This window comes from Pararobbsia alpina (assembly GCF_902859895.1).
Lineage (GTDB): Bacteria > Pseudomonadota > Gammaproteobacteria > Burkholderiales > Burkholderiaceae > Pararobbsia > Pararobbsia alpina.
The window spans coordinates 1-906 of the sequence record NZ_CADIKM010000181.1; the positions used below are offsets into that span (position 1 = coordinate 1).

A 906-nucleotide genomic window follows, 5' to 3' on the forward strand; every position below is an offset into this window, starting at 1 on the left:
GCAGATTTCATTGCCGATTACACAGCCTTACGCGATATGACTGAGGTCAAGGGATGTCGCAACGAAAATTCATGTGGCCGCCCGTTCCTTGTTCCTTGGGGGCGGTGCTGCCGTCGCGGTGACGACAAGCGCCCGGAAAGAAAGCAAACGGAAGTTTATTTAGGTATCAATCTTCAGCACGATCAGCCTGCTCGTTGTCGCGTTTGTTGCCTTAGGTTTCTTGATGGACGCTGGTGGCTACGCTCTGCTTTCGAGATCTCTCATCTAAATGCCGACGCCAGACATTCAACGGTGATCTGCGTTGACGTTGAATGTCGTCGGCATCACGGTTTTGGGACGCAGCACTTGCACACCTTGCCCGCCATCAACAGGCCGGCAAAGAGGAGACGTGAGAACACCCGTCTCCGGGAGAAGAATTGCCTCGCGCGCAGAGCTTAGCGTGAATACGTCGCAAGCCCGAGCTTCACGCATTCCCCGTTGCCTCAACACGGTTGCCATACTGATGTGCCAGGCCAGCATCATGCCGAAGTCAATCGCCGATTGACCGCTTAACGACCGATTCGCGAAATGCCAAAGCGTCGCCGAATCTGCTGAAGCGCATTTTCGACGCTGATCGGCCGCACGCATGCTGGCTGAGCGACATCATCTATATTCCCACACGAGGAGAGTTGGCTCTATCTGGCGGTGATCCTCGACTTGCATTCGCGTGCACGCCGGCGTTCCGCGGCCTCCCGGCACCTTGAACTGACTGGGCCGGATCCGCAAATCAACCAGGCGGTAAGACTCGGTAAGGCAAAAAACAGGCGTTCGGGCCGGATTTGCAGGCCTGACTGACGGGCAGCAGTTTTAGAATGCCCGCATGAAACCTCACGTTCTTGTCGTCGACGACGATCCCGTGGTGCGTGA

Annotated in this window: 1 pseudogene; it reads left to right on the forward strand. The window is 56.3% G+C overall.

What is annotated here, in order from left to right:
• Window positions 1-545: 545 nt before the first annotated feature.
• A pseudogene (locus HV670_RS31790) lies at window positions 546-708 on the forward strand (IS3 family transposase); the annotation flags it as partial.
• Window positions 709-906 lie beyond the last annotated feature (198 nt).